The organism is Microbacterium kunmingense (genome assembly GCF_023155745.1).
GTDB lineage: Bacteria > Actinomycetota > Actinomycetes > Actinomycetales > Microbacteriaceae > Microbacterium > Microbacterium kunmingense.
The window spans coordinates 96027-115585 of record NZ_JAKNUS010000004.1; the positions used below are offsets into that span (position 1 = coordinate 96027).

The following is a 19559-nucleotide window of genomic DNA, read 5'->3' on the forward strand; positions in this document are numbered from 1 at the left end:
CTCAGCCTACGGGAGCGGCTCCAGCGCGGCATCCGATCGAGCGCCCGGAACAAGGGGCGCGGATGCCGCGAACTCGGCGTCGGGGATGCGGCAGCGGATCACGTCGATGGCCGCCGGATTGTCGTCGACGAGAACGGCGTGCCGACCGAGGGAAGCCGCGACCGCGCCGGTCGTGCCGCTTCCGGCAAAGAAGTCCAGCACCCGGTCGCCCGGGCGGCTGGATGCCTGGATGATGCGGCGGAGAATCCCCTCCGGCTTCTGGGTCGGGTAGCCGGTCTTCTCGCGTCCGGTCGTCGGGACGATGGTGTGCCACCAGACATCGGTCGGGAGCTTCCCCCGCTCCGCCTTCTCGGGGGTGACGAGGCCCGGCGCCATGTACGGCTCGCGGTCGACGCCGTCGGAGTCGAACCAGTAGCGGTCGGGATCTTTGACGTAGACGAGGATCGTGTCGTGCTTGGTGGGCCAGCGGCGCCGGGTCTTCGCCCCGTAGTCGTAGGCCCAGATGAGCTCGTTGAGGAAGTTCTCGCGGCCGAACAGGGCGTCCATCAGCACTTTGGCGTAGTGCGCTTCGCGGAAGTCGAGGTGCAGGTAGAGCGTGCCGTCGGGCGCGAGGAGGCGCCACGCCTCCTCCAGGCGCGGTTCGAGGAACCCCCAGTAGTCGTCGAAACGATCGTCGTACGTCCGCAGGTCACCCCGCAGCCGCTCGTACTCCCGCCCGTGGAACCCGCGCCGGACGACCCCCGCCCCGCCCTCCCCGCGAGAGTGCATCTGCGCGCCGAGAACGTGGGTGGACCCCGCATCCTCGGCGCCCCGTTGCACTCTCGCGGCGGAGGGGACGGCGGAGGGGGCGGACTCGGGGAGGAACGCGCGGGCGCGCTCGACGCTGCGCTCCCGCATCCGTCCGGTGTTGAAGGGCGGATCGAGGTAGATCAGGGTGAACGATGCGTCGGGGAACGTGCGGGTCACCTCGAGGTTGTCGCCATGATGGACGGCGACCGAGCCCCGCGGCGCTGCGGGCGGAGAAGGCGCGGTCACGGCACGCGGTGCAGCCAGGCCGAGGTGGCGAACTTGGTGTCCACGAGCGCCTGGGCCGCGGCGTACTCCTCGTCGGTCACAGTGCCGGGCTCGGCGCCGTAGAGCGTGGTGAAGGTCTCGATGAACCGCTCGATGATCGCCTCGCGCGGCAGGCCCGTCTGCCGACGGAGCGGATCGACCCGCTTCGCCGCCGAGGCCGTGCCCTTGTCGCTGAGCTTCTCGCGGCCGATGCGGAGCACCTCGGTCATCACCTGGCCGTCCATGTCGTAACTGAGGGTGGCGTGGTGGAGCACCCCGCCGTTGGCGAGCCGCTTCTGCGCGGCTCCGCCGATCTTCCCCTCGGACGAGGCGATGTCGTTCAGCGGCTGGTAGACCGCCTCGACGCCGAGCGACCGCAGGGCCTGGAGTACCCAGTCGTCGAGGAACGCGTACGAATCGGCGAAGGTCATCCCCGCGACGAGGGTTGCCGGGACGTAGAGCGAGTACGTGACGATCGAGTTCGCCGCCATGAGCATCGCACCGCCGCCCGAGATGCGACGGACGACGTCGAACCCGTGGCGCCGCGCCCCCTCGGGGTCGACCTCGTTGCGATAGGACTGGAACGACCCGATCACCACGGCCGACTCGTTCCACTCCCACAACCGGAGGGTCGGTCGGCGACGGCCGTCGCCGACCCGCTCTGTCAGCACCTCGTCGAGGGCGAGGTTCATCCGCGGTGAGACGGGAGCGTCGTGGATGACCTCCCAGTCGAAGTCGCGCCACCCGGGCGCGGTGACGAGGGCTCGGCGCACCGCGGTGCCGACGGCCTCCGGCGTGAAGCCCAGCAGCTGGGCCCCCTCGGGGAGGGCCGAGCGCACGGCGGCGGCGATCCCCGCGACATCCGTCTCCACCGGCAGCCCCGTGACCGCGGCGTCGATGAGGGGCAGCGCGTCGTCGGGCTCGAGGAAGAAGTCGCCGGCGAGGCGGAAATCGGCGATACGGCCGCCCTGCACCTCGAGGTCGACGACAACGAGCTTTCCGCCGGGGACCTTGTACTCGCCGTGCATGGCCTCAGCCTATTCGCTGTCGACTCTCCCCCGGCGTGCCCGCGTGTGCCGGACGCGGTCCACGGCGAGAGCGACGATGCCCGCCCCGAGCGCGGCGAAGGCCACCTTTCCGAGCCAGAGGACGACCCCCTCGGCACCGTCCGCGTCGCGCCCGTCGTCCCCAAGGAATTCGAGCAACGGGCCGAGGCCGCGGCCGGAGTACGACGCGCCGGTCAGCAGCGCGTAGGCACCCATGAGCAACGGGGCGGCCACGGCGAGGAGCAGGATCGGTGGCACGACCCACCACGACCAGGAGATCTTCCGGCCGGCGCGGTGCGCCACTCCCAGTCGGACAGCGGTCGCGACGGCGGTGACGACGATGCCGCTCAGGCACCACCCCGCGCCGTAGGCGATGATCCACAACCCCACGCCGAGCAGGATGAAGAGCAATTCACCGGCATCTGAGACCCCGGTGGCGATGCGCGTGAGGGAGCGCCCGACGGCGGCTGCGACGAAGAGAACTCCGGACCAGGCGGCGTCCGCGCCGAGCAGCGGCCCCACCACCCGCAACGCCGCCGTTCCCGCGTGATCGGCGTTCTCGATCGTCACCGACCGGGCGAGCCCAGCCGACGAGCCGATGGGGACGGCGGCGAGGCGGAACGACGACACCACACCCGCGACGGCGAGAATCGTCGCGGAGACCACAAGGGCGGGATTGCGCGACGGCTCCTCTGCCGGGTCGGTCGCCGAGAGAAGGACGAATCCCGCCCCCGCGCTCAGGGTGATCACCGCGTACAGCACGATGCCTCGGCGCACGAGGGCGAAGGCCGGAGAGAGCCCGGATCGTGCGGAATCGAACCTGGATCGTGCGGAATCGTCTGAGAGCATCGGGGTGACGATAACTGATGGGAGCGTCGAGCGGGGAAGGCCCCGACCCCTGGCGCGGCTGTCGCTGACCGGCGCGGTCACAGGGTGTAGCAGGCCGCGCCCTTCACCCGCGTGAGCCATGGCTCGGTGGCGGGGCCGACACCCGTGACGGTGAACTTCGCCGTCTTCCCCGCCGCGAGGGACGCGAGGGACCCCGGCGGAGTGACGGTGACCCTGGTGCCCTGTTGGACGAAGGCGCCCGGAATGACCCGCCGCACCTGCTGGGCGGGATCGGCGTGCCACTGAAGCGTCCACGCGCGGAGGGTCTGTTTGCTGTCGTTGCGGACGACCATCGACGCGGAGAAGCCGGAGCCGGAGCGCGCGACGTCGACGGTGACCGTGCAGGCGAGGGGTGCCAGCGCCGGCTGGGCGAGCGAGACCAGCTCGCGGGCCTGCGCGGGGAACCATGCTCCGGCGGCCGGACCGGCCGTTCCGCGCGACGGGTCGACCGGACCCCCGGTGCCCCGAAAACACTCGCCATCCGATTCACCCGGAACCTTGATCCACAGGTATCCGTCCACGAGGGGCTTGCCGGTCTGCATCGTCGGGCGCACACCGACACCTCGCCCGGGCGGGTTGCACCACACCTCTGGATCGCGATAGGTGCCCGCCGGCGGTTGCCACGGTCCTTTGCCGTTGCGGCTGGTGTCGATGACGAACGGCGTGGTGGGCTGAGCGCCGGCCAAGATGCTCGTGTACCGCGAGTCGACCCCGGACGTATTCAGAGCAAGGTTTGTGGCACCGGCGCTCCATTGCCCGGTGTTCGTCATGGCCACGCCCGTCCACCCGGTGGCGGGACCGCCGTTCCACTTCTGATCGCCGCACTCGCCGTACCCGCCGGGCTTCACCTTCGTGACGTAGGTGAGGCAGGAGGAGATCCACCTCCCGAAGGCCTCGAGGTTCGACGTGAACTGGAAGTTCGAGGCGTTGAGGAAGAACCCGGTCGCCCGCTGGACACCCGCCTTCAGCAGGCGATCGGTGACGTCGGCGACGCTCAACCAATCACTGTGCGTGCCGTCGAGATAGACGGATGTCGCGGCGAGGCCGCCCAGGGTGTCCACGGCGTTGCCCAGCTGCGCGAAGCGCTCGGCGGCGGCGGTCTGCGGATCGAGGGCGACGGGTCGGCACCACTCGAGCACGCCGCCGATGGTGGTGTAGTACGGGATGACGCCGGTCCCGTCGGGTTCGAGGATCACGATCGCGGGCCGGCTGCCGATGCCTGCGGCCAACCCCGCGATCCACGCGGCGTAGGCAGCCGAATTCGCGGCGCCGCCGGCGGAGTACTGCTCGCAATCGCGGAACGGCAGGTTGTAGGCGACGAGCACGGGCGTCTCGCCCGCCGCCGTGGCGGCATCGACGTACGCCGCAGCCCTCGTGCGGACCTCGTCCGGGGTCCCGCCCGTGAACCATTCCGCGGACGGGATGCTCCCCAGCAGCTGCGCATCGGTGCGCGCCTGTCCGGTGAGCCCCTGCGCGGCCTTGAGGGTCGTGCTGTAGGGATTCACATGGACAGCGGCTGCGGGCGGCCGGTCGTTGGCCGTCGCAGCCGAGGACGGGATCATCATCGCGGCAGCCACGACAGCGGCGATGACCGTCGTCGCGGCGCGCACGATGCGCCGTCGGGGGGATGAGTCGCGCATCGCTGTTCTCCTCGGTCACCGATGACCGCCCCGGCGTCGAACCGGGACGAGCGCGAACAGCGGGTTCTGGCGCGCCACTGGGAGAAGCGTCGCGCACGCGATGCCGCGCGGGCAAGGCTTTTCTCGCTGGCCAAGGGATATATCGCTGAGGACCGGCAGGTCGGAATCGTCGCGTCAGCAGGTTCCCGGTGACGCGTGGTAGCGTCGACCTGCAGCGATCACCGCTGCTGCGTCGTCGTCACGCTCCCGCCTCCCACGAGGCCACCGGCTGATTTCCCGATCCGCCACACGACGAACGGCGAATCGATGCGCGATCCCGCGCCGTCGCCTCCCCCGCTCGCCGCTCACTGCGCAGCGCCGAGCCTCATCGAAAGCATCCATGTCTTCCTTCACCTCCCTCGGCGTGCCCGAGAACCTCGCTGCCGTCCTTCACGCGGACGGTAAGACCGAGCCGTTCGCCATCCAGCGCGACACGCTCCCCGACTCCCTCGCCGGCCGTGACGTGCTCGGCCGCGGCCGCACCGGCAGCGGCAAGACCATCGCCTTCGCGCTGCCGCTCGTCGCGCGCCTCGCCGGCGGACGCCGCGAGCCCCGCCGCCCCCGCGGCCTGGTTCTCGCGCCGACCCGCGAGCTCGCAACCCAGATCGCCGCGACGATCGCACCCCTCGCCGCCGCAGCGAACCTCACCGTCACCACCGTCTTCGGCGGAGTCAGCCAGAAGCCGCAGGAGCAGGCGCTGAACCGCGGCGTCGACATCGTCGTGGCGTGCCCCGGACGCCTCGAAGATCTGATGAAGCAGGGCGTCATCCGTCTGGACGCGGTGCAGATCGCCGTTCTCGACGAGGCCGACCACATGGCCGACCTCGGTTTCCTCCCCGGTGTCACGCGCATCCTCGCCGCCACCCCGCAGGGCGGGCAGCGGCTGCTGTTCAGCGCGACCCTCGACCGCGGCGTGGACGCGCTCGTCCGCCGCTTTCTGCAGAACGAGGTGCGCCACGAGGTCGACGAGGAGAGCGTTCCGGTCGGCGTCATGACCCACCGGGTGTTCGTGGTGCCCTCCGACGGCAAGGCCGCGCTCGTGCGCCACCTCGCCTCGGGCCGGGGGCGTCGCATCCTCTTCACCCGCACCAAGCACCAGGCGAAGAAGCTCGCCAAGCAGCTCACCGCGGCCGGGATCCCGGCGGTCGACCTGCACGGCAACCTGGGCCAGAACGCCCGCGAGCGCAACCTCGCCGCCTTCGGCGCTCCGGCCGACCAGGGCGGCGTTCGCGTGCTCGTCGCAACCGATGTCGCCGCGCGCGGCGTGCACGTCGACGAGGTCGAGCTCGTCGTGCACGTCGACCCGCCGGTCGAGCACAAGGCGTACCTCCACCGGTCGGGCCGCACCGCCCGCGCCGGCGCCGAGGGCGTCGTCGTGACGGTCGCGACCCCCGATCAGCGTCGCGAGGTCGGCGACCTGCTGCGCAAGGCGCACGTCGCGGCACCCCTCGAGCAGGTGACCGCGGATGACGCCACAGTGTCCGCCCTCGTGGGTGCAGTGGCCGACCACGTGACCCCGGCCCCCGTCGTCGCGACCGCGGGTCGCAGCGGCGGCAACGGTGGCGGCGGGGGTGGCCGCGGTCGCTCCGGCGGTGGCCAGGCGCGCAGCGCCGACGGTGCAGGCGGCGGCCGGGGCCGTTCCCGCGCACGCCGGCCCGCCGGCGAGCGCTCGGCCTCGACGGGCGAGCGCGCCGCAGCGCCGACCGGTGGCGCGCGGTCGGGTCAGTCCGCCGCGCGATCCGGTCAGGCCGGCGGCAGCGCCGCCCGCACGCAGACCACTCCCCGCTTCACCACGGGCAGCACCGTCGCCGACATCCAGCGGGGCACCCGCCGGCCGCGCCGCGCGCGCGGCTGAGTCCGGCGCAGCGGCCGCGCCGCGGCATCCCTTCGCCCGTTCTCTCCCCGCCGTCGGAGATTCGCGCGTACGTCGGAGCATTCCCGCCAGATCCTCCGACGTCGGCGCGGATCTCCGACGGTGCGAGTCTCTGTCCGCTCAGTCCCGCGCGGCGAATCGCGCATCGAGCCATGCCAGGAGATCGGCGCGCACTTCGGCCTGCATGACCTCGTTGAAGATCTCGTGCCGCGCGTCGGGATACACCAGCGTGGTCACATCGGCGAGCCCCGACCGCTCGCGGTACGCGGCGGCAAGGCGATGCACGCTGCGGGGTCCGCCGACGGTGTCGTCGCGTCCGACCATGAGAAGCATCGGGATGTCGCGGCCCGCCGTCTCAGCAAGTCCTCGAGAGGGGCGCTCGAACAACCGTGCCGAGTCGACGAGTCCGAACAGCTTCCGCAGCGGGGTCAGCGTCGTCAGCGGGTCTTCGAGGAAGTCGCGCCCGACGTCGGGATCGGATGACAGCCACTCCGCGCCCGTCGCGCCTTTCCCCGCCCAGGGCGCGTTGAGGTCTCCGGGATTCAGCGACCCGGGCCACAGCAGCGCTGAACCGCTGAGGACGACCGCGTCATAGGCGTCGGGATGCCTGTTCAGCAGCATCTGCGCGAGGAACGAGCCCCAGGAATGGCCGAGGAGGATCAGCGGCAGATCGGGGTGGGCGTCGCGGATGAGCTCGGTGAACTGCCAGACCGCGTCGCGCGTCGCCGGCATGCCCCCCGGGCCGAGTCGACCGAGTTGCGAATGGTCGCCGCCGTGCTGCTTCAGGCCGGTGCGACCGTGACCGCGATGGTCGTCGGCGTAGACGATGTACCCCGCTTCGGCGAGCGCCCCCGCCAGACGCGCGTAGCGGCCGGCGTGCTCGCCGACGCCGTGCAGCAGCTGCACGACTCCCCGAGGATCGGTCGTCTCGGCCGGGTAGACGTCGTAAACGATCGCGATGCCGTGTGCATCGATGAACTCGGGCATGTGAAGAGCCTAACCGGGGCCTGCGCTCGTGGTCAGGCCGGCGGCCGCGCCCGTTCCCGTGCCGGTGGCCAGGCCGGCGGTCCCGCATCCGCTCGCGTCCGCGCATCCGCCCGCGCCCCCGCATCCGCTCGCGCCCCGCATCCGCTGCTCCTCCCCCGCATCCGCCGGCGCCCCCGCATCCGCTCGTTCGCGCCCCGCCCTCCCCCGCACCGCCCCGCATCGCCCCGCTCTGCGGTCCACGCCCTCCCGCCCTTTCCCTTCATCCGTCGGAAATGCCCGCCTTGCGCCGCCAGGACGTACATCTGCGACGAACGAACCGCGGCGGGGTGGGGGCGGAGGGGAGCCGGCAGCGCGTCGCCGGGCCACCGCGCGCCCTCGGCGCCACCCTGCAAGGCCTCCCGGCACCCCACCCCACCCGCCGACCCTCCCGGCCGCACGCCACCCCACCCCACCCCACCCGCCGACCCTCCCGGCCGCACGCCGCCCCACCCCACTCGCCTACCCTCCCCGCACACCCACCCGATCCGTTCGTTCGTCGAGAATGCACGCGAAAGGGTCGCTATGGCGTACATATGCGACGAACGAACGAACGGACGGGAGGACCGAGGGGCGGGCGCGCGACCCGGCACGGACGCGACGGCAGGCCGCAGACCGCAGGCCGCAGGCCGCAGGCCGCAGGGCCGAGCCGACCCCGCACGACGCGGCCGCACGCCGACCCCGCACGACGCGGCCGCACGCCGACCCCGCACGCCGACCCCGCACCCGCACGCTCCGAACCTTTAGCAGAACTAATGAGCTATGCTAAGTAAACACATGAGCGCGTCCGAGAACCTGTCCGACGAGGCATCCGACTTCCGCATGGCGACCTTCCGCCTCGCCCGCAGGCTCCGCGCCGAACGCGCGATCGACAGCATGAGCGACGGGCAGTTCGCCGTGCTCGCCGTGTTGAAGATGCACGGCTCGCACACACTCGGCGAGCTCGCCGAGCGCGAGCGCGTCACCGCACCGTCGATGAACCGCACGGTCAATTGCCTCGAAGAGGCGGGGTACCTCACCAGGACTCCGGATGACGCGGACCGGCGAAAGGTCAACATCACCCTCACCCCCGCCGGCCTCGAGGTCGTGGAGGAGACGGTGCGCCGCCGCGACGCCTGGCTCGAGCAGGCGCTGTCCGACCTGACTCCGGCCGAGCGTCACCTCCTCGCTGACGCTGCCGCCCTGATGCGGAAGGTGGCCGACCGGTGAGCGCGATGTTCCGTTCGTTCTCGATCTTCAACTACCGCGTGTGGTTCATCGGGGCGCTGGTGTCGAACATCGGGCAGTGGATGCAGGCGACCGCGCTCAGCTGGGTGGTCCTCACCGAGCTGACCGCCAACGACGCCGCCGCGATGGGCGTGACGATGGCGCTGCAGTTCGCACCGCCGCTGCTCCTCGTCGGCGTCACCGGCTGGGTCGCCGACCGATTCGATCGGCGAAGGCTCCTCGTGGTGACGCAGAGCCTCCTCATGGTGCTCGGCATCATCATCGGCATCCTGCTCCTCATCGGCGTGATGACGCTGTGGATGATGTACGCCTTCGCCCTCGTCCTCGGAATCGTCGCCGCGTTCGACAACCCCGCGCGGCAGGCGTTCGTCTCCGACCTCGTCGCCCGCGAGAACGCCTCGAACGCCGTCGCCCTGAACGCCGCCTCGTTCAACGGCGCCCGCATGATCGGTCCCGCGGTGGCGGGCATCGTCATCGTGGCGGTCGGCACCGGCTGGGTGTTCCTCCTCAACGGCGCCACTTTCCTCGGGATGATCGTGGCTCTCGCCCTCATCCGCCCGCACGAACTCGTTCCCCGCGCCCGGGCGAACGGCGCCGCACGCCTGGCCGACGGCTTCCGCTACGTCGCGCGCCGCCCCGACCTCATCGTGACGTTCTCGATGGTGTTCCTCCTTGGGGCCTTCGGCATGAACTTCCCGATCTTCGCCTCGACCATGGCGCTGGAATTCGGACGCGACGCCGACGGATACGGGCTCCTGAGCTCCATCCTCGCGGTCGGATCCCTTCTCGGCGCGCTCCTCGCGGCGCGGCGGGATCGTGCCCGCATCCGCGTCGTCATCGGCGGTTCGCTGCTCTTCGTGGTCGCCGCGGTGGTGTCGGCGTTCATGCCGTTCTACTGGATGTACGCCATCACCCTCATGCTCACCGGCTTCGCCGTCGTGACGATGCTGACCACGGCGAACGGGTACGTGCAGACCACGACCGACCCGGCCCTGCGCGGCCGCGTGCTCGCGCTCTACATGGCGATCCTCATGGGCGGAACGCCCGTCGGTGCTCCCATCGTCGGGTGGGTGGCGGCAGAGCTCGGCCCGCGTGCGGCGATCCTCCTCGGCGCGGCGGCCGGCTTCGTCGCCTTCGCGATCGGCGCGACGTGGCTCATCGTCTCGGGGCGCCTCCACCGGCGCGAGAACGCCCGCTTCCGTCTCACGATCGACGAGACCCGACCGCTCTCCGTCGTCCAGGCGTCGCCCGAGGAGTTCAGCGACGAAGTCGCCGAGACCACGCCGATCGCGCTCCCGACGGCCGATCGTCGCGACGCCGCCGCATCCCGCCGCCGCGCCGGCTGACACGGCGCCGCGTGTGGCCTGAGAGGATGTCGGGATGCGCTCCGAGAACGACGAGGCGAAGCCCTTCCCCCCGCTCCGCGAGCTTCTGACGAACCCGTTCGTCCTGACCGTGACGGTGCTCGCGGTCATCCTCACCGTCATGTCCACCGTGTTCGCCGCGGCCGACGTCGACGGCGATGCACTGATCGGGAACGGGATGTTCGCAGGACCCGCGCTCGCCACATTCGCCGTCGTGCTCCAGGTGGTCTGGCGTCGCGGCGGCAATCTGCTCGACGCGTTCCGCCGCACGATGATCTACAGCCCCCTCGTCGCCCTGCTCACCGCTGTCGCGGGATACCTCACCACCTGGGTGCCCGCCGTCGCCGAGACCATGGCCGCTTCCCGCCACCCGAGCGGATTCCACTACTGGTTCGAAGAGCCCCACCCGTTCGTCCTGCCGTTCCTCGCCGGGTGGTTCCTCGGCATGCTCGCCGGGCTTGTGGCATCCCTCCTCGTCGTGCTGATCTTCGCCTACCGACGCCCGCGGGATTTCGCCGCGGCGAACATGAACGACATGGCTCCCCGCTACGCCGCGCAGGTGCGTCGCGCGAACATCGCGCTGGCGTGGGTGCTGGTGCTGGTGTTCCTCATCCCGACGCTCATCGTCTGGGGTGGGAACGAAGCGCGCGGAGGCTCGTTCACCGAACGGGCGCAGAACGCGCTGCTGTTCTTCACCGACCCGGGGTGGTACCTCGCAGACGCGGCCTGGGTCGTCGGTCTCGTGCTCATCCCCGTCGGGATCGGCCTCGTGGTCTTCATCGTCCGCACGCAGCGGGTCGACCGCGCCGCCCGTCGCGCGGCGGGGGTCCCCGTGGGACTGACGCGGACGGATGACGACGCGAAGCGCTCAGACTGAGGTGAACCGCCCGCGACCGAACGGCAGCGCCGGCGCGCGATAGGCCAGGGCGGGTGGATCGGCCGGAGCGAGCACCACCCGGGCGCCTCCGAAGCGCCATCCCCGCGCGTAGAGGAACACCTCCAGCTCGGCGGGTTCGTCGGCGGCGACCTGCCAGGTTCCGACGCCCCACTGCACCGGCTGCCCGCGGCCCCCGATCACCAGGGTCGGACGGATGCCGCCCCAGAGCCTCACACCGGGCTTGCGCAGCGTGAGCTGGACCCGACGCGTGGTCGGCGGCGGATCGGCCGGCGCCGGCGCGTCATCCACGTCTCAGCCCACCCAGGAGCGCCGCCCGAAGCGCTCCCAGCGCTCCACGACCCGCGGCGACGAGGCGTCATCCGCGGGCTCGAGTACCGGCTTCCCGCCGATGAAGACCCGCTCGACGGCCGAGTCGACATCCAGGGGATCGCCCGACCAGACGACGACGTCGCCGTCGAGGCCCTCGGCGAGCGCGCCCACCCGGTCGTCGAGGCGCAGGATGGCGGCCGGGTTGACGGTGAGCGCCTCGAGCGCGGTCCGGGCGGGGAGGCCCTCGCGCACGGCGAGGATCGCCTGCAGCCGGATCTGCTCGATCGGCACCACGGGGTGGTCGGTGGTGATGGCGACCCGCACGCCGGCAGCCGCGATGAGGGCGAGGTTGCCGATCGCGCGGTCGCGCAGCTCCACCTTCGAGCGCGAGGTGAGCATGGGGCCGAAGACCACGGGGATGTCCTTCTCGGCCAGCACATCGGCGATCTTGTGACCCTCGGTGCCGTGGTTCACGACGAGGCGGTACCCGAACTCCTCTGCGAGACGGATGGCCGTGGCGATGTCGTCGTGGCGGTGGCAGTGCTGGTCCCACAGCAGGTCGCCGTCGAGCACGGCCGCGAGGGTCTCCTTGCCGAGGTCGCGCTCGAAGGGCTCGCCCTTCGTGGCGGCGGCGGCGCGCTTCTCGGCGTAGGTGCGCGCCTCGACGAACGCCTGGCGCAGCACCGCGGCGACCCCGAGCCGCGTGGCGGGGGTCTGCTTCTTCTCGCCGTACACGCGCTTGGGGTTCTCACCGAGGGCGGACTTGACCGACACGTCGTGCGCGAGCACCTGCTCGTCGACCGTGCGACCGCCCCAGGTCTTCACCGCCACGGTGCGACCGCCGATCGGATTGCCCGATCCCGGCTTGATGACGGCGGTGGTCACCCCGCCGCGGAGCGCGTCGCGGAAGCCGACCTCTTCGATGTCGATGCCGTCGAGGGCGCGGAAGCGTGCGCCGTTGGGGTCGGTCATCTCATTGGTGTCGTTCCCCGACCATCCCTCGCCGTCCTCGTGGACGCCGAGGTGCCCGTGCGCCTCGACGAAGCCGGGAAGCACCCATCTGCCGGCGGCGTCGACGAGGCGAGCGCCCTCGGGAATCTCGGTGGCCGCTCCGCCGACGGCGGTGATCACCCCGTCGGTGACGATGACCGTTCCGCCCTCGATCGGGTCCCCGGCGACGGGGACGACGTAACCACCGGTGATCGCAAGTGCGTCAGACATCCCTCCACCCTAGGCGGGCGGTGCGGCACCGCCGCTGGCCCCAGACGCTTGACTCGACGCAATAACTAGATAATCTAGCGATGTGGCAGATCCGTCGCGCCGCCGGTGGGCGGGCCTGGTGTTCATCAGCATCGCGGTATCGCTGATCATCGTCGACTCCACCATCGTCAACGTCGCCATCCCCGCGATCGTCGACGACCTCGGCATCTCCTCCACCGAGGTGCAGTGGGTCCAGGAGGCCTACACGCTCGTCTTCGCCGCGCTGCTCCTCGTCTTCGGCAGCGTCGCCGATCGCATCGGCCGGAAGCGGATGCTGCTGATCGGCGTGGTCATCTTCGCGGCATCCTCGATCCTGGCGGCCCTGTCGACCTCGGGCGGCATGCTGATCGCCGCCCGCTTCGTGCAGGGCGTGGGTGGCGCGATGATCCTCCCGACGACGCTGTCGCTGATCAACGCCACCTTCCGCGGTCGCGAGCGGGGCATCGCCTTCGCGGTCTGGGGCTCGACGATCGGCGGCATGGCCGCCGTCGGCCCGCTCCTCGGCGGCTGGCTCACCACCGCCTTCTCGTGGCACTGGGCGTTCGGGATCAACATCCCCCTCGGCATCCTCATCTTCGCCGGCGTGATGCTCACCGTCGCGGAGTCGCGGGGCACCGACACCGGCCGCACCGACGCCGTCGGCGCCGTCCTCTCGGTGATCACCATGGCGGCGCTCGTCTTCGGTCTCATCGAGGGCCGCAACTACGGCTGGTGGACGACCGACGGACCCCTCGAGCTCGCGGGCGTCACCTGGCCATGGGAGCTCTCCCCCGTGCCGATCGCCCTCGCGATCGCGGTCCTCGGCCTCATCGCCTTCATCGCCTGGGGTCTGCGGCGCCGGCGGCTCGGGCACTCGACGCTCCTGAGCTTCGACCTGTTCCGCATCCCGTCGTTCCGCAACGGCAACATCGCCGCGACGATCGTCTCGCTCGGCGAGTTCGGCGTCATCCTCGCCCTTCCGCTCTGGCTGCAGTTCGTGCTGGGCTTCGACGCGCTGCAGACGGGGTTCGTGCTGCTCGCCCTCGCGATCGGGTCGTTCGTCGCCAGTGGTGTCGCCGGCGCGGCGAGTGGGAAGATCGCGCCCGTCTGGGTGGTGCGTGCGGGCCTCATCGCCGAGATCATCGGCATCGGCGGCCTGGGATTCGTCATCACCCCCGACGCGAACTGGGTGCTGCTCCTGCCCTTCCTGTTCGTCTACGGCCTGGGCGTCGGTCTGGCCACCGCCCAGCTGACCGGGGTCGTGCTCGCGGACGTGCCGGTCGCCGAGGGCGGCCAGGCCTCGGGCACGCAGTCCACGGCGCGCCAGGTGGGCGCCGCCCTCGGCATCGCGGTGCTCGGCACCATCCTCTTCACCAGCACCTCCGCCGCCCTCACCGCGTCGCTCGATGACCAGGGCGTGCCGGCGGCCCAGCGCGATCAGGTCGTGACCTCGGTCGTCGACAGCGCCGGCGGTGCGATCGCGGGCCTCCGCCAGAACCCCGACACCGTGCAGATCGCGGATGCCGCGGCGCAGGCGTTCTCGGACGGCACCCGCTACGCCACGTGGGCTGCCGCCGGCTTCCTCGTGATCGGCCTGGCCGCCACCGCGTCGCTGGGGAGTGGCGGGAGCGCCGCTGGCAGCGCCGGGGGCGCGGTCGCGGGCGGCGCCGGCAGCGTGGGCAGCGCGGGTTCACGTTCGCGCAGCGGTTCGCGCAGCGAAGAGGTACCCCGCGCAACCCCCGCGGACGAGCGGGCCCCCGGGCCTACCGTGGAGACATGAGCGAGCACCACGACCGTCCCGACGAGCACGCCGACCCCGACGAACTCGTCGGCGAAGGCACCCCCGGCCAGGGGCAGGCTGACGACAGGCCTGCCGGCGGCGACGAGAAGACCGAAGACCGACTCGAGGCCGACAACGCCGTCGAGGAGGATCAGATCCGCGCCCTCGACCCCGACGCGCCGACGGGCTGACGCAGATGGGGTGACGCCTGCCGGGCCGAGGCGCCCGGAGTCGCCGCCGGATGCCGACGCGCCGCTCACATCTCGCGGGTGATGGTGACCTTCACGTTGAGCTGGCTCTTGAACGGCCCCGCGTACACGCCGCGCAGCGGCGGCACGTCGTTGTAGTCGCGTCCACGACCGACGAGCACGTGCCGATCGCCGATCTCGATGTTGTTCGTGGGATCGAACCCGTGCCAGTCACCCGCGAACCACTCCACCCAGGCGTGCGACTCGCCCGTGACGGCGACGCCGACCTCGGCGTCGGGGCGCGGGTGCAGGTAGCCCGACACGTACCGCGCCGGGATCCCCACCTCGCGGAGGGCGCCGAGGGTGATGTGCGTGATGTCCTGGCACACGCCCTTGCGCGCGATCCACGCGTCGCTGGCCGTGGAATGCACCCCGGTCACCCCGTGCATGTACTCCACCGCGTCGCCCACGGCGATCGAGATGGCGTGCGCCGCCTCCCCGGGGTGGGTGTGCTCGGCGGCGATCGTGCGGGCGAGCTCGGCCACCTCGGGGTGAGGCCGGGTGCGCGCGGTCTGACTGAGCTGCTCGATGGTCGTCACCGAGCCGGCCGCGGCGTCGCCCAGTTCGTGCCAGGTCAGCGGCGTGTGCACGATCGGCTGCGCCCGCACCTCCACCAGCGACCGCGCGGTGATCTGCAGCGCGGCGTGCGGCGAGAGCACGTCGAACGAGGCGACACGGGTGCCGAAGTAGTCGACGTAGTGATTGACGGATGTCGAGGGCTCGATGTCCAGCGACGAATTGAGGACGAACTGGCTGTCGGTCGATCCCGGCAGCATCCGTGCCTCGTTGTACGACGCCGAGACGTTCCCCTGGTAGGAGAAGCCGGTTGAGTGCTCGATGCGGAGTCGTTTCATGAGATGGGCTCCCGCTCGCGGGAGTCCCGCACCGGTCCGTGAGCCTGTCGAGGGGTCACGAGATCTCCCCGATCCAGCTCGGCTCCGCCTGCGTGGGGAAGAAGCGCGACTTGATCGCCTCCGACGCCTCGCGGGTCACCTTCTGCACCCGCTGCATGTGATGCGGGAGCTCGTTCAGGATCTCGCTGACCGGCCGGTACTCGAGGTCGTTGCGGATTCGACCGAGCGCACGAAGCACGGTGTTGGAGTGCCCCACACGGTCGGCGCGGGGGTCGATGGCGCTCATGCATTCCTCTGCGAGCTGGATGGAGTAGATGATCGAGCGGGGGAAGAGCCGGTCCAGCAGCAGGAACTCGGCGGCGTTGCGCGCGCTCGGCATGCCCCGGTAGGTGCGCAGGTACGCCTCGTAGGCACCGCACGAGCGCAGGATGGTCGTCCAGGAGGGGCCGGATGCCTCGGTCAGCGACCTCGTCGCGAGGAGGCGCGCGGTCATGTCGGTGCGCTCGATGCTGCGGCCGAGCGTGAAGAACTGCCAGGCCTCGTCTCGGCTGGTCGAGGAGTCCACGACGCCGACGGCGAGCGCGGCGCGCTCGCGCACCCACTGGAAGAACTCGTGCACCTTGTCGCGCTGGAGCCGCCGGGGCATCCGGGCGCTGGTGGTGTTCAGGGTCTCCCACAGCTCGGTGGAGACGATCTCGCGGGCGCGTCGGGCGTTCTCGCGCGCCGCGGAGATCGAGTAGGCGATGCTCGCGGGGTTCATCCGGTCGACGGCGAGGCGCTGCAGCACGTCGTCGCGGCCGACGCGGTCGGTGCCCTCGGGCCCGAACGATCCCATGACGCTCAGGAGCGAGCGGCACGCGGTGTCCTCGTCGATCCACGGGTCTTCGAGGAGCAGCTGGAGGTGCACGTCGAGGATCCGCGCGGTGCCGTCGGAGCGCTCGATGTACCGCCCGATCCAGAACAGCGACTCTGCAATTCGGCTCAGCACGCGTCATCCCCTCCCACGACGATCCCGCGAGAGTGCATCTGCGCGCCGAGAGCATGGGGTGCACCCGCATCCTCGGCGCCCAGATGGATTCTCGGCGGAAGAGGGGGAGACGAAACGACGGGGCCGGCCTGCTGCTGCTGCTCCTGCTGCTCGGTGCGCGTGCGCGGGCGGTCCTGCGGCGAGTGGGTCACCTCGTCCTGCTCGTCGTAGATGATCGGGATGGCGGCGGTGATCGTCGCGGCCTGATCGGCGACCAATCCGGCCAGCCCCGCGCCCTGCCCGTACTCGACGTGCGACGGCGCCGAGCCGCCCACGATCCAGGTGTCCTTCGACCCGCCGCCCTGGCTGGAGTTGACCACGAGCTGTCCTTCCGGCAGCGCCACGCGGGTGAGTCCGCCCGGAAGCACCCACACGTCCTCGCCGTCGTTGACCGCGAACGGCCTGAGGTCGGCGTGTCGAGGACGCATCCCGTCCTCCACGAGCGTCGGGATCGTCGACAGCATGACCACCGGCTGCGCGATCCACCCGCGCGGGTCGGCGAGGAGGCGATGGCGGAGCGCGTCGAGCTCGGCCGGCGAGGCGTCCGGTCCGACCACGAGGCCCTTGCCGCCCGACCCGTCGACGGGCTTGACGACGAGCTCGTCGAGCCGGTCGAGCACCTCCTCGAGGGCGCCCGGGTCTTCCAGCCGCCACGTGTCGACGTTCTTGAGGATCGGCTCCTCGGCGAGGTAGTACCGGATGAGGTCGGGAACGTAGGTGTAGATCAGCTTGTCGTCGGCGACCCCGTTGCCCACGGCGTTGGCGATCGTGACGTTGCCGAGCCGCGCGGCGAGCATCAGGCCGGGAGCCCCGAGCATCGAGTCGGCGCGGAACTGCAGCGGGTCGAGGAAGTCGTCGTCCACGCGGCGGTAGATGACGTCGACGCGCTTGGGTCCGCGGGTGGTGCGCATGAACACCTTGCCGCCGATGCACAGCAGGTCGCGGCCCTCGACGAGCTCGACGCCCATGAGGCGCGCGAGGAGCGTGTGCTCGAAGTACGCCGAGTTGTACACACCGGGTGTCAGCACGACGACATTCGGCTCCTCGACCCCGGGCGGGGCCGAGGCGCGCAGCGCCGCGAGGAGCTTGTTGGGGTACTCGCCGACGGGTCGCACCCGCATCGAGACGAAGAGCTCGGGGAGGGTCTGGGCCATCACGCGGCGGTTGGAGATGACGTACGAGACACCCGAGGGCACCCGCACGTTGTCTTCGAGCACCCGCATCTCGCCGTTCTCGTCGCGGATGAGATCGATTCCCGACACCTGGATGCGGACTCCGTTGGCGCTGTGGATGCCGGCCGCCTGCCGGTAGAAGTACTGGGATGACGCGATGAGGCGTGCCGGCAGCACCCCGTCGCGCACACAGTGCTGATGCCCGTACGCATCGTCGAGGAACGCTTCGAGGGCACGCACCCGCTGCTTCACGCCCGCCTCGATGCGCGACCACTCGTCGAAGGCGATGATCCGCGGCACAGCATCGAGCGGGAACGGCCGCTCCTCGCCGGCGAAGTCGAAGGTCACGCCCTGTGCGAGGTAGGAGCTCGCGAGCGACTCGGTGCGCCCGCGCAGCTCCTCCTGGGTCATCTGCGCCAGAGCCTGATAGAGCTCGCGATAGGCCTCCCGCGACTCCGCCCCCGCCGACCCGTTGCGCGACACCGCGAACATCTCGTCGAACGGGGCGACACCCGCGGGCGACCGACGGGGCGTCAGCGTGGCGCCGTAGCCGTCGAACAGGTCACCCATGCCCCGAGCCTAGTCCGGGGCGTGTTGCCGCAGTGTTTCGACCCGGCTGACGCCGACCTCGCTAGGCTGAGCGGCACCTCGATCGGAACGACGCCATGCGCATCCTCGTCACCAGCTCCCGCAACACCTTCGCGCTGGATCTCATCCGCAAGCTCGGGAGCATCGGGCACACCGTCTACGCCAGCGACACCTACGGGGGCGCGGTGGGCAGCCATTCGCGGTTCGCCGCCGGGCACCTCGTCACCTCGTCGCCGCGGTTCGCGACCGATGCCTTCATCGCCGAGGTCTCGGCCTTCGTGACCGCGCACGAGATCGACGTGATCATCCCGACCTTCGAGGAGGTCTTCTACCTCGCCGCACGCCGCAGCGACCTGCCCGAGGGCGTGCGTGTGCTCACGGGGACGTTCGGCGACCTCGCGCGGCTGCACGACAAGGCGAGCTTCCAGCGGCTCGCCGAGGACGCGGGTGTGCCGATCCCCGAGACGGTCGTGGTCACCAGCGACGAGGAGCTGATCGAGACCATCGCCCGCTTCCCCCGCTACTTCGCCCGTGCGGCGTTCTCACGCGGCGGGGTGGGCCTCTTGACCAACACCGGGCCGCTCGCGGGCAAGACGCCGGTCGACCAGTGCCACCCCACCCCCGAGCAGCCCTGGCTCGTGCAGCCCTTCGTGGACGGGCCGATGGTGTGCTCGTACAGCATCATCGTCGAGGGCCGGGTGACCGCCCACACGACCTACGTCGCCGCGGAGCAGTGGGCGCACAGCACGGCGATCGCGTTCCTCGCCGTCGACAGCACCGACACCCTCGCCTACGCGCAGCGCATCGTCGACGCGCTGGACCCCGGCTTCACCGGCCAGCTGTCCTTCGACTTCGTCGACCACGGCGACGGGCTGCGGATCATCGAATGCAACCCGCGCCCCACGAACGGGATCATCCTGCTGGATGCCGCCGATGTCGGCCGGGCGCTCACCGGCGACGTCGACGAACCCGTCGTCGCCGAGCCCGGCGCGGAGCGCGAGATCACCCTCGCGGTGGTCGCCGACTGCTTCGCCGAACCGCTCTCGCATCTGCCGACGTCGCTGCACGACCTGCTCCACGTGAAGGACGTCGGAAGCGGCTGGCACGACAGTCTGGCGATGATGTGGAGCCCGGCGACCATCGTGCACGGCGCGAAGATCCAGCACGGCGACCGCAAGGAGATCCTCGCCGCCCTCGGCGACGACATCGTCTGGAACGGTGAGCCGATCGACGGGATGAGTTCCGCCGACGCCGCCGCCCTCGACGCGGTGCACGCCGGGCGGGTCTGATC

17 protein-coding genes are annotated in these 19559 nt (G+C 71.1%); 7 read left to right on the plus strand and 10 right to left on the minus strand.

The genetic code is table 11. The features are described 5' to 3' along the window. Window positions 1–6 precede the first annotated feature (6 nt). From MA875_RS07380 to MA875_RS07395, 4 genes are all read right to left on the minus strand, one after another. Complete coding sequence (locus tag MA875_RS07380) at window positions 7–1035, minus strand: DNA-methyltransferase (protein WP_248241485.1); 1029 nt, start codon at window positions 1033–1035, stop codon at window positions 7–9. Then, window positions 1032–2081 (minus strand): lipoate-protein ligase LplAB, encoded by a 1050-nt coding sequence (gene lplAB / locus MA875_RS07385; protein WP_248241486.1) that lies wholly within the window; start codon window positions 2079–2081, stop codon window positions 1032–1034. The genes MA875_RS07380 and lplAB overlap by 4 nt, the downstream gene beginning before the upstream one ends. A gap of 9 nt (window positions 2082–2090) precedes the next feature. Continuing rightward, window positions 2091–2948: a hypothetical protein gene (locus MA875_RS07390; RefSeq protein ID WP_248241487.1), complete on the minus strand. Its 858-nt coding sequence runs from the start codon at window positions 2946–2948 to the stop codon at window positions 2091–2093. 77 nt (window positions 2949–3025) lie between these two features. Continuing rightward, window positions 3026–4627, minus strand: coding sequence for a glycoside hydrolase family 6 protein (locus MA875_RS07395; protein ID WP_248241488.1), 1602 nt, complete (start codon window positions 4625–4627; stop codon window positions 3026–3028). Window positions 4628–5006: 379 nt separating this feature from the next. Between MA875_RS07395 and MA875_RS07400 the strand changes: the two genes are divergently transcribed. After that, window positions 5007–6521, plus strand: a complete 1515-nt coding sequence (locus MA875_RS07400; protein ID WP_248241489.1) for a DEAD/DEAH box helicase — start codon at window positions 5007–5009, stop codon at window positions 6519–6521. A gap of 138 nt (window positions 6522–6659) precedes the next feature. On the opposite strand, the gene MA875_RS07405 is transcribed toward MA875_RS07400, so the two are convergent. Then, window positions 6660–7526 (minus strand): alpha/beta fold hydrolase, encoded by an 867-nt coding sequence (locus tag MA875_RS07405; RefSeq protein WP_248241490.1) that lies wholly within the window; start codon window positions 7524–7526, stop codon window positions 6660–6662. Window positions 7527–8339: 813 nt separating this feature from the next. Between MA875_RS07405 and MA875_RS07410 the strand changes: the two genes are divergently transcribed. Genes MA875_RS07410 through MA875_RS07420 form a run of 3 tightly spaced genes read left to right on the plus strand, consistent with a single transcriptional unit; the run spans window position 8340 to window position 11030 of the window. Continuing rightward, a complete protein-coding gene (locus MA875_RS07410; RefSeq protein WP_248241491.1) occupies window positions 8340–8771 on the plus strand; it encodes a MarR family winged helix-turn-helix transcriptional regulator in 432 nt (143 codons plus the stop codon). 5 nt (window positions 8772–8776) lie between these two features. Then, on the plus strand, window positions 8777–10135 hold the full coding sequence (locus MA875_RS07415; RefSeq protein WP_248241682.1) for an MFS transporter: 1359 nt from the start codon (window positions 8777–8779) through the stop codon (window positions 10133–10135). Window positions 10136–10169: 34 nt separating this feature from the next. Then, entirely contained in the window at window positions 10170–11030 is an 861-nt protein-coding gene (locus MA875_RS07420) for a hypothetical protein (RefSeq protein WP_248241492.1), read from the plus strand. Here MA875_RS07420 and MA875_RS07425 read toward each other — a convergent pair. After that, entirely contained in the window at window positions 11022–11339 is a 318-nt protein-coding gene (locus MA875_RS07425) for a hypothetical protein (protein ID WP_248241493.1), read from the minus strand. The two genes, MA875_RS07420 and MA875_RS07425, sit on opposite strands and share 9 nt — an antisense overlap. Before the next feature lie 3 nt (window positions 11340–11342). Next, window positions 11343–12581: an amidohydrolase gene (locus MA875_RS07430; RefSeq protein WP_248241494.1), complete on the minus strand. Its 1239-nt coding sequence runs from the start codon at window positions 12579–12581 to the stop codon at window positions 11343–11345. 82 nt (window positions 12582–12663) lie between these two features. On the opposite strand from MA875_RS07430, the gene MA875_RS07435 reads away from it, so the two are divergent. Both MA875_RS07435 and MA875_RS07440 read left to right on the plus strand, forming a co-directional pair. Further along, window positions 12664–14379, plus strand: coding sequence for an MFS transporter (locus tag MA875_RS07435; protein ID WP_248241495.1), 1716 nt, complete (start codon window positions 12664–12666; stop codon window positions 14377–14379). Beyond that, the gene (locus MA875_RS07440) at window positions 14376–14570 is read left to right on the plus strand and encodes a hypothetical protein (RefSeq protein WP_248241496.1); all 195 of its coding nucleotides are present in this window, start codon (window positions 14376–14378) and stop codon (window positions 14568–14570) included. Before MA875_RS07435 ends, MA875_RS07440 begins: the two co-directional genes overlap by 4 nt. A 65-nt stretch (window positions 14571–14635) precedes the next feature. Here MA875_RS07440 and MA875_RS07445 read toward each other — a convergent pair whose 3' ends face one another. The 3 genes from MA875_RS07445 to MA875_RS07455 are packed head-to-tail and all read right to left on the minus strand — an operon-like array spanning window position 14636 to window position 18250. Beyond that, window positions 14636–15481 (minus strand): transglutaminase family protein, encoded by an 846-nt coding sequence (locus tag MA875_RS07445; RefSeq protein ID WP_248241497.1) that lies wholly within the window; start codon window positions 15479–15481, stop codon window positions 14636–14638. A 55-nt stretch (window positions 15482–15536) separates the two neighbouring features. Further along, complete coding sequence (locus MA875_RS07450) at window positions 15537–16469, minus strand: alpha-E domain-containing protein (RefSeq protein WP_248241498.1); 933 nt, start codon at window positions 16467–16469, stop codon at window positions 15537–15539. Beyond that, entirely contained in the window at window positions 16463–18250 is a 1788-nt protein-coding gene (locus tag MA875_RS07455; protein ID WP_248241499.1) for a circularly permuted type 2 ATP-grasp protein, read from the minus strand. The genes MA875_RS07450 and MA875_RS07455 overlap by 7 nt, the downstream gene beginning before the upstream one ends. Window positions 18251–18345: 95 nt before the next feature. Here MA875_RS07455 and MA875_RS07460 point away from each other — a divergent pair, with 95 nt between their 5' ends. Then, window positions 18346–19557: an ATP-grasp domain-containing protein gene (locus tag MA875_RS07460; RefSeq protein ID WP_248241500.1), complete on the plus strand. Its 1212-nt coding sequence runs from the start codon at window positions 18346–18348 to the stop codon at window positions 19555–19557. Window positions 19558–19559 lie beyond the last annotated feature (2 nt).